12 protein-coding genes are annotated in these 13876 nt (G+C 61.1%); 6 read left to right on the top strand and 6 right to left on the bottom strand.

From position 1 onward, the window contains the following. Positions 1–495 precede the first annotated feature (495 nt). Positions 496–1119, top strand: a complete 624-nt coding sequence (locus ACTHL0_RS19730) for a LysE family translocator (RefSeq protein WP_440568559.1) — start codon at positions 496–498, stop codon at positions 1117–1119. 88 nt (positions 1120–1207) lie between these two features. Here ACTHL0_RS19730 and ACTHL0_RS19725 read toward each other — a convergent pair whose 3' ends face one another. Next, positions 1208–1762 (bottom strand): hypothetical protein, encoded by a 555-nt coding sequence (locus ACTHL0_RS19725; protein ID WP_440568557.1) that lies wholly within the window; start codon positions 1760–1762, stop codon positions 1208–1210. 192 nt (positions 1763–1954) lie between these two features. On the opposite strand from ACTHL0_RS19725, the gene ACTHL0_RS19720 reads away from it, so the two are divergent. After that, on the top strand, positions 1955–3160 hold the full coding sequence (locus ACTHL0_RS19720) for a DUF6136 family protein (protein ID WP_440568556.1): 1206 nt from the start codon (positions 1955–1957) through the stop codon (positions 3158–3160). 10 nt (positions 3161–3170) lie between these two features. Then, the gene (locus tag ACTHL0_RS19715) at positions 3171–3797 is read left to right on the top strand and encodes an ABC transporter ATP-binding protein (protein WP_440568560.1); all 627 of its coding nucleotides are present in this window, start codon (positions 3171–3173) and stop codon (positions 3795–3797) included. A gap of 91 nt (positions 3798–3888) precedes the next feature. Here the strand turns inward: ACTHL0_RS19715 and ACTHL0_RS19710 are convergent, their stop codons facing one another. After that, positions 3889–5331, bottom strand: coding sequence for a DEAD/DEAH box helicase (locus ACTHL0_RS19710; protein ID WP_440568555.1), 1443 nt, complete (start codon positions 5329–5331; stop codon positions 3889–3891). 270 nt (positions 5332–5601) lie between these two features. Continuing rightward, complete coding sequence (locus tag ACTHL0_RS19705) at positions 5602–5763, bottom strand: DUF1328 domain-containing protein (protein ID WP_440568554.1); 162 nt, start codon at positions 5761–5763, stop codon at positions 5602–5604. A 217-nt stretch (positions 5764–5980) separates the two neighbouring features. On the opposite strand from ACTHL0_RS19705, the gene ACTHL0_RS19700 reads away from it, so the two are divergent. Further along, positions 5981–7885 (top strand): AAA family ATPase, encoded by a 1905-nt coding sequence (locus ACTHL0_RS19700; RefSeq protein ID WP_440568553.1) that lies wholly within the window; start codon positions 5981–5983, stop codon positions 7883–7885. 13 nt (positions 7886–7898) lie between these two features. Here the strand turns inward: ACTHL0_RS19700 and ACTHL0_RS19695 are convergent, their stop codons facing one another. Then, positions 7899–9335, bottom strand: coding sequence for a PLP-dependent aminotransferase family protein (locus tag ACTHL0_RS19695; RefSeq protein ID WP_440568552.1), 1437 nt, complete (start codon positions 9333–9335; stop codon positions 7899–7901). Positions 9336–9493: 158 nt separating this feature from the next. Between ACTHL0_RS19695 and ACTHL0_RS19690 the strand changes: the two genes are divergently transcribed. Then, positions 9494–11872: an FdhF/YdeP family oxidoreductase gene (locus tag ACTHL0_RS19690; RefSeq protein WP_440568550.1), complete on the top strand. Its 2379-nt coding sequence runs from the start codon at positions 9494–9496 to the stop codon at positions 11870–11872. On the opposite strand, the gene lspA is transcribed toward ACTHL0_RS19690, so the two are convergent. Beyond that, a complete protein-coding gene (gene lspA, locus ACTHL0_RS19685; protein ID WP_440568549.1) occupies positions 11853–12338 on the bottom strand; it encodes a signal peptidase II in 486 nt (161 codons plus the stop codon). The genes ACTHL0_RS19690 and lspA overlap by 20 nt on opposite strands. A gap of 178 nt (positions 12339–12516) precedes the next feature. Beyond that, the gene (locus ACTHL0_RS19680; RefSeq protein WP_440568548.1) at positions 12517–13053 is read right to left on the bottom strand and encodes a peroxiredoxin-like family protein; all 537 of its coding nucleotides are present in this window, start codon (positions 13051–13053) and stop codon (positions 12517–12519) included. A gap of 72 nt (positions 13054–13125) precedes the next feature. On the opposite strand from ACTHL0_RS19680, the gene ACTHL0_RS19675 reads away from it, so the two are divergent. Next, a partial coding sequence (locus ACTHL0_RS19675; RefSeq protein WP_440568547.1) for a helix-turn-helix domain-containing protein occupies positions 13126–13876 on the top strand: 751 nt, incomplete at its 3' end.

Raw genomic sequence — 13876 nt, 5'->3', positions numbered from 1 at the left:
CGCAGCATATTGAAACCGTCCTGCGTCATGTTGCGCGACAGCAGCGGGTTCTGCGCAGGCAGCGCGGTGTCTTCGGCCGCATAGGCAGCGAGCGGAAGGGCGGCGGCCAGGCAGGCGACGCCGAGCGATGCAATCAGTGGATGAGACATGGCGGGACCTCATCGTCGTGAAGGAAAGAACGGCTGCCGTCGTGCTGAGCGGCAGCGGCACCCGCACTGGGATGCGGCGGTGACGGCGGGACGGGTGGCCGATGTCCAAACGTCCGTCGATGCAAACCAGTGCGCCTGAAATTTAGGCAGCGAGGCTTAAAAAAGGCTTAAGACTTCCGTGGGGATGGAGTGTTAGCACCTCGTAAGGATCGAGTTCGCATCATTCTCCGATGCTGTCGCGAGTATTCGTAGTCCCCTCGCGCGCCAATGCACTCAATCTTCAATCCGTTTGACATCCGCGTGCAGCCGTGGATTACTAGGGCGAACGAGCAAAAGGAGGTAACCCGTGAGCCTGACCACTTGGCTGGCATTCGCCGGCGCCAGCATCGTCCTGTTGCTGATCCCCGGCCCAACGATTCTGCTTGTGATCGGCGATTCGCTTGCTAACCGCGGCCGCTCCTCATGGAGCACGATCGCGGGCGTGGCGGCCGGCGATACGATCGCGATGGCGGTATCCCTGGCAGGTGCGGGCGCGCTTCTCGCGATGTCCGCCACCGCATTTACCGTGCTGAAGCTATGTGGCGGTGCGTACCTGATCTATCTCGGCCTGCGCTCGATCACCCATGCTAGAAAGCAAGGCGCCGTGAAGCTCGCGGGACAGGGGAAGTCCGCGAAGCGTCGTTTTTTGTCGGCCTGCACGGTGACGGCGCTCAATCCGAGGAGCATCGTGTTCTTCGTTGCGTTCGTGCCGCAGTTCATTTCTCCGCATGGCGTGTACGTCGAGCAGTGCGCGATTCTGTTGCCGACGTTTGTCGTTCTCGCTGCGCTGAATGCCGCGAGCTATGCGCATATCGCGCGTTTTGCGTCGAAGCACCTGACGGGGGGCGTGGCGCAGCGCCGTCTTGGCTACGGCGGCGGCTTTGCGCTGATTGGCGCCGGTGCGCTGACGTTGGGGATGTCGCGTAGTTGAGGGGCACTCCCACTTTTCGATGACGCCCGGCGCTACGTTTGCCATGACCGGCGGATGCGTTCGCGTATCGGTGGCCACTAATGGTCTCTCATTTGAGCTCCGCATCCTTGCATGTCGGCTCTAAATCGCGATCGAAGTATTGATAAAGATGAACCAATAATTTGTTGTCGCCAACCCGACGGCCAAGATAGTGCACGCCTTCTGCCGACGTGCACACTGAGAGGTTGACTTGCAAGCCGTCGTCCAAGGTGGCTTGGGGGTGCTGCCCCTGCCGCAACATACGGACATGTCCGGCGATACCGAAGCCCGATGTTTCCTTTGAAAGCGATCCCGACAACGCCAATGTATAGGCCGTTATGTTCCGGTCCCGAAGGCTATCCAAGACTTGAGTTTGCTGGCCGGTGTCTTTGGCCTGTCCGGTAATCTCGCCACAACAGCGGATGACGCTGTTGTCGTCATCGGTCAGAACCTGAACGAGCGTGCCGTTCGGCAACCGAGGATTGACTGAGTAATAGACTCCATTGTTCACGACACCAATTTGTTGCGCGTGTGAGAGGCTTGATACGAACAGGCTTACCGCCATGAAAAACGCTTGCGCAAGTTTTGTGGTCAAGCGTGTAGCAGCAGCGTAGGGAGGCAACATCGGCGTGAATACCTGATCGAAAACGTGGGTTCGGGATTGTCCAACGATTCGGGCCCCGTGTCGAATGGCTTAAACTATCCCGCCTGTCACCGGAAACGATTACTGCGGTTGTGACGCGATGACCAACATGGCAGGATAGCGGGCCCGTTTATCGCACGGCTTCGCGATTTGACTTGGTAGGGTTGAAAAAACATGTTGTCTTGCCGACTGCGGTGGTATGTGCTGGAGACGTCTCGTCTGCTGCGCCGATATTGGCAGGCGCTGTTGTTGTCAGTCCTGCTATTGTTGCCGGCGATGCCCGTATTCGCGCAGGCACAGATTCTAGGTGCACCGGTGCTCGAAGCCGTAGCGCCCTCGCACGGGATGGCGTGGCAGTTGGCGTGGGTGCACATGCTCGAAGCCATCGGCGTGCTGTGGGTGTTGGCGCAACGTACGGCTATCAGCGGCGGGGCGTTCGGCGCCTTCCTCGAATCGTTGCCTATTGCTAAAGGCCGTCGCCGCATCGTCGATATTGCGGTCGTGCTCATTGCGAGTACGCCGCTGTTGCTGCCCGTGCTAGCCGCAACGATCGCATTGGCCTTTCTGCCGCAAAAGGCCGGCAACTATTTGTTCCTCGTCGACCTCACATTGATCACGCTCGGATGGCAATTGGCCGTGCTGCCGCGCGGCATCCGGAAGGCGATTCCACTGATCGTGGCCAATCTCGTGCTCGTCGGTGGCTCGCAGGCTGGGGAGACGATACGGCCGGTGTTGTTGCTCGTGCCGCTCGCGCTTGCCGCGTTTGCGATTGCGCATACGCCGGCCGCCGTCTCTGCTTCGCGACGGTCTTTATGGCTTGGGGCGTTCACGCGTCGCCTGATCGATTCGATGCGAGCGAATATCGGGTTCAGGCTCTCGCCTCTGACCCGACTGCAAATGGGTATCGTCCGGGATCGTGCGGCAGCGGCTTTTGGTCGATATTTGACGATGGGCGCCGTAGTGACATCCACATGCGTCCTGCTCAGGCTCTGGGGCTTCGATGCGCGTGGTGTCCCTCTGGCGCTGGTGTCACAGGCTGCGATCGCACTCATTGCCGCTGCGACGTACCGCGATTTGCGTGCCGCGCATGCGAGCGCCGCACATTTTATGTTGTCGCTCCCCATTGGATCGATGGCGCAGGTGCGTGCCGACATGTTGACTGTCGCCACGTTGGCGCTGCCGTTCGCTTCCATCGCACCGCTGATGCTAGTGGTTCACGGTGTTCTGTCCGGGTGGGCAGCGATGGGACTGCTACTGGCCGGGGCGCCGCTCATTGCATTGCTGTATCTGCCGCAGCGCTATGTGGTCCGACAATCCGTCGTACTCGCCGTGATGTTTGCTGCGATGTGGGTGGCCACCGCCTGGAAATTTTTTGTCTGACGAACTGCACATGCTTCGATTCGAAAACCTCGCAAAGCGCTATGACGGGCGCGTTATTTTTGAAGGGCTGCAACACGTTTCCGGTCCGGGATGTATAGCGCTATGTGACGAGAACGGTAGTGGGAAGTCCACTTTGCTTGGCGTGCTCGCGGGCGCAATTGACGCCGACGAAGGGGAGGTATGGCTTGGCGGACATTCACTGCGTAGAGCGCCGCTAGAGGCGAAATCCGCGTTGGCGTACGTGCCGGACGATTGCATGGCGTATCCGTTCATGACTGGACGGGCGTTTCTTGAGCTGGTGGCATCGACTAAGAAAACGGAGGTAAGCGCCATCACGCTTGATCTTGCCGAGCGCTTCGGGCTCGCTCCGCATCTTGACAAGTGCTTCGAGCAGATGTCGTTAGGGACTCGCAAGAAGATATTTTTGACGGCGACCACCCTCGGGGATCCTGCTGTCGTGATCGCGGATGAGCCGGGCAACGGACTTGATGCCGCCGGCCGCGCCGTGCTTATCGATCTGTTCAAGACCTTGGCCAAAGATCGCGTTGTCTTTTTTTCGAGTCACGATCCGGGCATCGTGCGGGCGTGTGAGGCGAGTGTGGTGGGGTTTGTCGATCTCGCCACGCCAATCCGCTAGGCGAAGCCGCTTATCGTACGGAATGTCGGTGACAGCGAAACCTTGACGCGCGAACCCCGAATTCTCCCCGCGCCGCGGAGAGAATCCAGTTTTATTTGACCGCCTGCTTGCGCGCACCAGCGGGCTTTCCAGCCGGCTTACGTGAACCCGCGGTTGCCTTGCTCGCCGGTTTGCCGCGCGGCTTTTGCGTGCTGAACGGGCTACCGGTGGACAAGCTTGCGCCTTTACCCGCTGCCGTACCGCGCCGCCCCTCAGGCTTGCGTTGATTTTCGCTACTTGGCGGACGCGGTTTTTTGCCGAGCACCAGGGTGCCTGGCGCAGCTTGCGGCACTTTGGGCTTCTTCGGCTTCTTGGGTTTCTTGATGATCTGGCCTGTCGCGCTGGTTTCCGGCACGCGGTGTTCGGCTTCAAAACCCGGCTCTTCTTCGCGCGGCAGCGTTTGCCGGATCAACGCTTCAATCGCGGCCAGCTGCGGCGCTTCATCGGCGCACACAAGGGACAGCGCCACACCGCTGGCGCCCGCGCGGCCGGTGCGGCCAATACGGTGCACATAGTCTTGCGCCACGATCGGCAGATCAACGTTGATCACGAGCGGCAGGTCATCGATATCCAGCCCGCGTGCAGCCACATCGGTGGCGACCAGCATCTGTACTTCGCGCGCCTTGAAGCGCTCCAGTGCACGAAGGCGCGCGGGCTGCGGTTTGTCGCCGTGAATGGTGTCGACCGCATAGCCCGCTTCATCCAGCCTGGCCGCCAGGTAATCCACGCCGTTACGGGTTTTGACGAACACCAGCGCGTGTTGCCACCTGTTCTCGGCCACAAGGTGCATGAAGAGCTCAGGCTTGTTCCTTTTATCCACCGGCACGACCCACTGTTTGATCTTGCTGGCCGTGGCATTGGGCGGGCTGACGCTGATATTGACCGGGCTGCGCAAAACGCTCGCCGCCATGGCGCGGATATCGTCGGTGAACGTGGCAGAGAACAGCAGCGTCTGGCGCTGAGCGGGCAAAGCAGCAAAGACGGCGTTGAGTTCGCGCGCAAAGCCCAGATCCAGCATGCGGTCGGCTTCATCCAGCACCAGGGTTTGGACTTGATCGAACTGAACGGCATTCTGGCGATTCAGATCGAGCAAACGGCCCGGCGTGGCAACGAGTACATCCACGCCTTTGCGCAACTTCATCATCTGCGGATTGATGCTCACACCGCCGTAGGCGGCCAGGAACCGTAAGTCGAGGCCCTTGCCGTAAGCGATAAAGCTTTGCAGCACTTGTTCAGCCAGTTCACGCGTTGGCACCAGCACCAGAACGCGCGCGCGGTTGCTGGACACGGCGGGGCCGTGTTGCACCAGCCGTTGCAACAGCGGTAGCGCGAAGCCCGCCGTTTTGCCCGTACCCGTCTGCGCTGCCGCCATGACGTCCTTGCCGCTGAGCACGATAGGAATCGCCTTGGCCTGCACCGGTGTAGGCGTCTGGTAATTGAGGTCCTGCACGTTACGCAGCAAGGGGGCGATCAGGCCAAGCGAGGCAAAAGACATTCGCGTATTCCGGGCTAAAAGCGCAATTCTAGCGGCTACCGCGTGTCGAGATGGAGGTCATGCGGGCCCGTGAGGCGAGGGTGGTTGGGATTGTCGATCTTTCGCGGGTGAGCGTGCCCCCGGCGATCAAGTCGCGCTTTGGGGGCGTACGAACCAAACGCTCCCATCAATGGTCGCCTCAGAGGCGGGTTGTTCACTCGGCAATATTTGCGAAACTGCGAGCACAAACCGCGTCGCATCGCGACGCGGCTTTGCTCGCACTCTCGGGTCTCAGCGTCTGATCAATCCCATGACCAGCATGACGACGAAGATGACGAGGAAAATGAAGAATAAGAGTTTGGCAATGCTTGCCGCGCCGGCGGCGATTCCGCCAAAGCCGAATACTGCGGCAACGATGGCGATAATAAAAAATATCAGAGCGTAGTACAGCATAGTGCTTCCTCCGTTCCGTCCCATGCGATCGGGCGTACTTGTTAACCAGCAAGCCGTGTTCCCTCATCCATTTGGTCGTTTCGGAACCCGTGGAGCGCTGGCATAATGCCGTTGGACGCCGCGCACATAATCGGGGTCGCAGCAATTCATTTTCCTCCGTTTATTTATCAGACCTTAATGGTGTTCCAAAGGTCTCGAAGTTCTGGAAGTCGTTGTAATGAAACCGGCAAGAAATTCATGGTGGTCGCGAATCGGCAGATACGTGACGTTCGGCACGATTGCGGCGTCGCTGGCGGCAGCGCTGATGTGGTTCCACTGGCAACAGCACGATCGCTACAGTCAAGCCCCTCCTTCCTTGACGGGGATGGCGAAGGAGATGCGACACGATTCGTCGGCGTGGACGCGCGACGAAAAAGAGGCGTCGACGGTTTTGCGCGATATCGACCGGCACCATGTCGTTGCGATCGGCGCAGGCCGGAACGCGATTCTCGTTTCGACGACGGACGGCCGGAAGTACTTCGTTGCGGACCAGGACGCCGCCTTCGCGAGCGCCTTGATGCCCACGATCATGAAAGCGGCGAGCGACGCGTCGTTTCAACTGGTTTCGCTGCCCGATGTCGACGTCGATATCGGCGCGGTGCGCTGGTCCGAAGTCATCGACAGGACACGCGACGCACTGTCCCTTCTGTTGCCGGTTCTCATGATGGCCGGTCTTCTATGGTTCATGCGCCGCGAGATGAACGGTGGGGCGCGCCTGCTTCAGCAATCGCCCGAATTGAGCTTTGACGACGTGATTGGCGCCGGCGAAGCCAAGGCCGCCCTGGCCGACGTCAAGGCCTGGCTGACCGATCCGATGCAGTTCACCGGCATGGGGGTGCGCGCGCCCGGCGGCGTGCTGATGACGGGGGGGCCGGGTGTCGGCAAGACGCGCCTTGCAAAGGCGCTTGCCGGCGAATGCGGGGCGAACTTCATCGCCATCACCGGAAGCTACTTCAGCGCGAAGTACTACGGTGTGGGTATCCAGAAAGTCAAGCACCTGTTCGAGCTCGCCCGCAAGAATGCGCCGACCGTCATCTTCATCGACGAAGCCGATGGTCTCGGCAAGCGCACCGATGCCGGCGCGGGTCCCGTCGAAGCAGAGAGCAATCGCATCATCAATCAGTTGCTTGCGGAGATGGACGGCTTCGAATCGAACGCGGGCGTGATCGTGGTCGCGGCGACGAACCACCCCGACAATCTCGACGAAGCGATGCGCCGGCCGGGCCGTTTCGATCGCACGGTGCAGGTTCGCCTGCCCGATCTCCACGATCGCGTACATATCCTGCGCTTTTACGCTACCAAGCTGAAGTCGAAGGCGGATGATCTCGATTTCGAGCAGCTCGCGCGGCTGACGACGGGCTTGTCGCCCGCGGCGCTGTCGACGATCGTCAATCAGGCGGGCCTGATTGCGCGTAAATGCGGTGACGACACAGTGAGCTCGACGCATTTCATCGAGGCGATCAAGATCGCGCGCATCGGCGACGTGAACGGCGCTGAACGCGCGCTGGCGGACGACGAGCGTACGCGTATCGCGGTGCACGAAGCGGGCCATGGCCTCGTGGCTGCCTTGCTCGGCACGGGCGTGCTCGAGGAGATTACGATCATGCCGAGAGGCGGCGCACTTGGCGTGGCACTGGTGACCAAGCGCCAGGACAAGCACCTGTACCGCGAGACGGAAATGCGCAACGAGATCCAGGTGCTGCTCGGCGGACGTAACGCGGAATTGCTCGTTCTCTCGGAGGCGTCGAGCGGTGCGGCGCAGGATCTGCAGGAGGCATCGCGGATCAGCCTCGACATGGTTTCAAAGTTCGGATTCAACGTCGACGGCAATCTGTTCAGCCTCGCGGCGCTCCCGCAGCAATATGCCGGTTTGCAACTGAAGAATGCGATCCAGCACTCGAATACCCTGCTGAAGGAATTGAACGACGAGTGCTACTCGCTGCTTCGCGCGAACGAACCGGTGCTCCGTGCGATTGCGGACCGGTTGCTGGAATGGGAGACCGTGGCAGGGGAAACCGTCTATGGCCTGATCGAAGACCATGCGGCAGCCCTGAAGGGAACGGAGCGGGTATTGACGGCGTAGCGGCTCATGAACCTCAGCTGCCGCTTCTGGCGCCAGGCTGCATCTCATGAACCAGCCGCCCGAGCGTGCGCAATGCCTGCTCGATCGCCTCCGACCACGGGTAGCTGTAGTTGAGTCGAATGAAATGCCGATAAGCCCCCGTGGTGGAGAACATGTGCCCCGGCCCGACCGTAATGTGCTGGGCCAATGCCGCGTGGTAAAGCCGCATGGCGTCGATGCCGCCGGGAAGCTCTACCCACAGCACGTATCCCCCCTGGGGCTGCGATAGCCGCGTGCCCTCGGGAAAGAACCGCCTGACCATCGCGCTCGTTAAATTCGCCTGCTGCGCATATTGCTTGCGGATCCGCCGCAGATGATGGTCGTACCCGTCGTGCTTCAGGTATTCGGCGATTGCAAGCTGCTCGATCGCCGGAGTCGCGAGCGTATTCAAGAACTTGAGCTTTTCGACACGATCGCGAAATCGTCCCGGCATCGCCCAGCCTATTCGATAACCGGGCGACAGGCTCTTCGAAAACGATGCGCAGTGCAGCACCAGCCCCTGGCGATCGAATGTCTTCAATGCGCTCGGCCGCGCCTCGCCGTAATACAGCTCGTGATAGACGTCGTTCTCGATCACCGGGACCTCACGACGCGCGAGCAGTTCGACGAGCGCGGCCTTGCGTTCGTCCGGCATCTGAAAGCCGAGTGGGTTCTGGAAGTTCGGCATGACCATGCAAGCAGCTATGCGCTCGCGCTCGAGCGCACTGGCGAGCGCGTCGAGATCGATCCCGAGCTTAGGATGCGTCGCGATTTCGATCGCCCGCATGCCCATCCGTTCGATCGCATGCAGCATCGCATAGAAGGTCGGCGATTCCACGGCGATCGTGTCGCCAGGTCGTGCCACGGCTTGCAGGCACAGGTTGATCGCTTCAGTCGCACCGATCGTCACGACGATCTCGCCCGGATCGACGCCGATTCCGCGCTCTTGATACCGCCGCGCGATTTGCCGGATCAGCTCGGGATTGCCCGGCGGCAAATCGTCGATCACGCCCCAGCGTGTGCGTCGGCGCGAAATCGACTGCGCGTGCCGCGCGAGGCGCTGCACCGGAAACTGTGCGGCGTCCGGGTAGGGCGAGCCGAGCGGCATGGTGTCGTCGCGGGCGATCGAGCGCAGCGTCGAGAGCACGAGCTCGCTGACGTCGACAGCCGCCGATGTTCCGAGCGGCGCCGAGACATGCAGTTCGGCCGTCGCCGAGGGCAGGGTGCGCGCCTTGACGAAATAGCCCGAGTGCGGCCGGCTCTCGATCAGGCCGCGGCTTTCGAGGATCACATACGCCCGGAGCACGGTAGTGATGCTTAGCCGATGCTGGCTGCTCGCCTGCCGCACAGACGGTATCCGCTCGCCGGGCCGATACACGCCGCGTTCGATCTGTGTCGTCAAGTCTTCGGCCAGCTTTTCGTAACGCTTCATTTTCTGCCTTAAAAGTACAGCTTTTCGATGCGCCGCAACATTCGGCAAAACTGTACTCTTTTTTCCGGTGGGCAGGTGTACGTACATGGATGGCTACGCAAGACGTACGCTGTGGGCAGCTCCAGAAATACCCTTTCGACGAACAAAGGACGCCCGCCGTGTCGAAGAAAGCCACACCTGTCGCCAAGATCGAGCCCTACACGCATCCTGCCGCCGGATGGGGGGCGCTGAAGGCCGTCACGATCAACCTGATCAAGGAACGCGTGCCGGGCGCGCACTATCGGGCGCTGCTACGGCAGAACCAGCCGAACGGCTTCGATTGTCCCGGCTGCGCGTGGCCGGACCGCAAGCACGCGTCGACCTTCGAGTTCTGCGAGAACGGTGTAAAAGCGGTCGCGGCTGAAGCCACGGGCAAGCGCGCGACGCCGGCATTCTTTGCGGCGAATACAGTCACGGCACTGCTCGAGCAATCGGATTACGAGCTTGAGCAGCACGGGCGCTTGACCGATCCGATGATCTACAACGCCGAGACCGATCGCTATTTGCCCATCGCTTGGGACGATGCCTTTGCCTTGATTGCCCGGCATCTCAAGGCGTTGCCGGATCCGAACCAGGCCGCGTTCTATACCTCGGGCCGCGCCAGCAACGAGGCCGCATTCCTCTATCAGTTGCTGGTGCGGCTATACGGCACGAACAATTTCCCCGACTGCTCGAACATGTGTCACGAGGCGACGAGTCGAGGGCTGCCGGCGACGGTCGGTGTCGGCAAGGGCACCGTCACGCTCGACGATTTCGAGCACGCGGACGCGATTTTTGTATTCGGCCAGAATCCGGCGACGAACCATCCGCGCATGCTCGGCGAACTGCGCGAATGCGCGAAGCGCGGCGCTGCGATCGTGTCGATCAATCCGCTGAAGGAGCGCGGGCTGGAGCGCTTCGCCGATCCGCAAAGCCCGCGGGAAATGCTGACGATGTCGAGCACGCGCATCGCAGGGCGCTTCGTGCAGCCGACGGTCGGCGGCGACTTCGCGTTGATCAAGGGCATGGCGAAGCGCCTGCTCGAACTCGACGACGATGCACGCGTAACGCGCGCCACACGCGTGCTCGATGTCGCGTTCATCGACGAACATACGAGCGGCTTCGACGCCTTCGCGGCCGATCTGCGCGCGGAAAGCTGGGCGGCACTCGTCGCGGAAAGCGGCGTGCCGTACGAGCAGATCGACGATCTCGCGCAGCTCTATGCGCGCAGCGAGCGCGTGATCGTGACCTGGGGCATGGGCCTTACTCAGCACAAGCATTCGGTGGCGACCGTGCAGCTTCTCTCGAACCTGATGATGATGCGCGGCAATATCGGCAAGGAGGGGGCGGGGCTCTGTCCGGTGCGCGGCCATTCGAACGTGCAGGGGAATCGCACGATGGGCATCGAGGAAAAGCCGACGCCCGCGTTTCTCGATCGCCTCGGCCGGGTATTCGATTTTGAGCCGCCGCGCCGGCATGGGTACGATGTCGTCGAGACAATCGAAGCGATGCTCGAGGATCACATCCGGGTGTTCATCGGGCTCGGCGGCAACTTCGCCATGGCGACACCGGACACGCCGCGCACGTGGGAGGGCCTGCGCCGCTGTGCGCTGACGGTCCATATCACGACGAAGCTCAATCGGAGCCATTTGATCCACGGCCGGGAGGCGCTGATCCTGCCTACGCTCGGCCGCACGGAAATCGATCTGCAAAACGGCGTCGCGCAAGGTGTGACTGTCGAGGATTCGATGAGTATGGTGCACATGTCATACGGGATGAATGCGCCCGCGTCGCCGAATCTGCTGTCGGAACCGGCGATCGTCGCGCGCATGGGGCATGCGTTGTTCAACGATCGCGGCGGCAACATCGATTGGCTCGGTTTCGGTGCCGACTATGCGCGCATCCGTGATGCGATCGCTGCGTCCATCGCAGGTTTTGACGACTACAACGAACGGGTCGCGAATCCGCGCGGGTTTCATTTGCGGGTCGCGGCGCGCGAGCGAGCGTGGCTGACGCCATCCGGGAAGGCAACGTTCATCGCTCACGCGCTGCCTTCCGATACGCCGATTCAGCGGGCCCGCGCTCGGCACGGCAAGCGGCTGATGACACTGATGACGACACGCTCGCACGATCAGTACAACACGACGATCTACGCGCTGAGCGATCGCTATCGCGGCGTCTATAACGAGCGGCGCCCGTTGTTCATTCACCCTGACGACATCCGCATGCTCGGCTTTGCAGCCGGAGAGCGCGTTGATCTCGAGACAGTGTGGCACGACGGCGTCGAGCGCCGCGCTCACGGCTTTCTGCTCGTCGAATACGACATTCCGCGCGGGTGCATTGGCGCGTACTACCCGGAGACGAATCCGCTCGTGCCGCTGGACAGCGTCGGAGACGTGTGTAATACGCCCACCTCAAAGTCGGTGCCGGTGCTGATCCATCGAGCGCCGGCGCGTCATCCCGCTGACCGCGAAAGCAGGCGCTTGCCGATCGGACAGCTTAAGACCGGCGCCCCATAGAGCCGAGCAAGAGTAGCGCTACGCCGAGCGTAATTCCTATGTCGGCGACGTTGAACACGCCAGTTCGCAATTGGCCGATGCCGACGTTCAAGAAATCGAAAACCCGCCCATCATAGACGTACCGATCGAGCAGATTGCTGAATCCTCCGCCCAGAATACAAGCTATCGCGATGACGTCTACGCGGCCAAGGCGCGACGAACGCGCCAACCATCCTGCCAGGCCCATCAGAATAGCCAACACACCATAGGTGAAAATGATGTCGCGCGTCGCCTCAGACATTCCGGCCCCGAGGCTGAGGAATGCGCCGTGGTTGTATACGGGGAGCAGCAGAAGACACCCAGCGAAAAGCGACATCACGTGGCTGGGCGTCAATATCTGCTTGAATAAAACCTTTGTCAGTTGATCAATGATGATCCAGGCAAGCGCGCCGAGCAGCGCGGTGACAAGTCTTTGTTTGGTCGTCATTCGAAAAGCAGCATCGGGAAGAGGGGGGCCGTTGCGGAAACCCCCATCGGCACGGTTGCCTATTCCAGCGTAGTGCAGCGTTCGGGGGAACCCGTTCCTGTTTCGGACCGGATTCTACTCCTTACCGTACCGGATTAAGCTTTCCGGACGCAACGCATGATAGGTCCGACCGCACGGCTCACACCGTGCCGGTGTACTCGCCGCGCGCCGGATAATCATGCTCGATCATGAAATCAAGCGCCTGCACCAGCTCCTTGAAATTCGGTCGCACGAACGGCATCGATTGCACGGAGAGATAGTAGACCGTCCTGTCAGGACGAATCAGAAACAAACCCGGCTCGGAGAAAAGCTCGGGCTCGACAATCCCGATGGATGTCTTGCCGCGAGACGCCGAGATGTAGAGCCCCCACTTGCGAGCGTCGGACAATGAAAGCCCGTAACCGATACGCAAATTGGCCGCGGCGATTTTTTGCTGCATTTCGCGCGCGCGAGGTTCGCTATCGGAACTGACGGCGATGGTCGACACCCCCCGTGAAGCGAACTCCGGCGTCAGCCGTTCCAGCTCCTTCAGAGACATCGCGCAGATCGGGCAGTGTAGCCCTCGATAAAAGCAGATCAGCGTCAGCCGCTCGGGCGTTTCCGAGGCGAGATCGAACGAACCATGGTCCAAGGTATCGACCACAAGATCGGGGGCCGGTTGACGGGGCGTAAGCATGCGGGATCTCCTTTGGTGACGAACAGTTCGCGCCCGTTGACGCGATGGGCCTACTCTCCCATACTTCGAGTCATGAAAAATCCGAAAGGCATGATCGAAAATCCGACGTCCGCGAGAAAGGTGGATCGGCTGTCGGCCTTTTTCCGCACCTTCGATTTGTCGATCCAAGTATCGGAATGCCCCGTACCGATGGCGGACGCAAGCATCCTGGTCCTTGGCGATGCGCGACGGGCGCCGGAACGACTCGTTCTCTACACGGGCGCTATGAAAAGCCCAGTAGCCGAGGCCAACGCGCTCGTTGGCGCTTCGGTCAGCTTTGGCGGGCCGTTGAATCCGCTGATCACGGCATTGCCGGAAAGAGTCAGCGTCGATTTGAACGAACTGCCGACGTTGTACGCGATCACCCATGCGTTCGTCGAAGAAGCGTCGAGCCAACGCTGTGGGCAAAGCGCTGCCATCGGGCGCCTGTGCGAGGTCATGTTGTTGATGATCTTGCGAGAAGTCATAGACGGCGGTGCGACGACGCCTGGATTGCTTGCCGGGCTCTCGCACCCGGCGCTTCACCGGGCGCTGGTGGCGATGCACGACGCGCCCGACCGGCCTTGGCGTGTCGAAGAGCTCGCTTCGGTTTCGGGTATGTCACGCAGCCAATTTATGGCGTCGTTCCGCCAGACCATCGGAACGACGCCCGCTGCGTATCTCACGACGTGGCGTTTGTTGCTCGGCCATCGCGCGCTGGCCAGCGGCGGGAAGATCAAGGCCGTTGCGCAACGGGTTGGATTTGGCAGTGCCTCGGCGTTTTCACGCGCGTATTTACGCGCGT

Source organism: Trinickia sp. (assembly GCF_051961175.1).
Taxonomy (GTDB): domain Bacteria; phylum Pseudomonadota; class Gammaproteobacteria; order Burkholderiales; family Burkholderiaceae; genus Trinickia.
The sequence above is the reverse complement of the archived record's forward strand: the minus strand, read 5'-3'. Positions and strand labels throughout refer to the sequence as shown.